Here is a 295-nt window from a genome sequence, read left to right as displayed (position 1 = left end):
GCCCTGGAGGTGCGGGCAGCGTAGGGGAACACATCGACTGGCATCAATGCGGTGACTGCCATCCGCAACCCGACCGACGGGTCATGGAGATCCTCGGGTGCATGCCGGAGTGGATCGACCACGGGTCGGACGGTGACTTTCGAGTCCTTCAAGAACTCCGGCAGTCGTGTGGTGAGGAACGCGCCCCACCGCTCCACCTCAGCAACCCCGGAGGAGTCGCTGTCGGGGTTGAGGGCGGGGTCGTCGGCGTTGATGTGGACGAATACCGTGGCCTGGGGCAGCATGTCCTGCCCAC

General features: G+C 65.4%; 1 pseudogene. It reads right to left on the bottom strand.

From position 1 onward, the window contains the following. Positions 1 to 295 (bottom strand): annotated as a pseudogene (locus EII35_RS16210) (hypothetical protein); the annotation flags it as partial.

The organism is Arachnia propionica, assembly GCF_003932785.1.
Classification (GTDB): domain Bacteria; phylum Actinomycetota; class Actinomycetes; order Propionibacteriales; family Propionibacteriaceae; genus Arachnia; species Arachnia propionica_B.
Note: the sequence above shows the minus strand (reverse complement) of the source record. Positions and strands in the feature narration are given on the sequence as shown.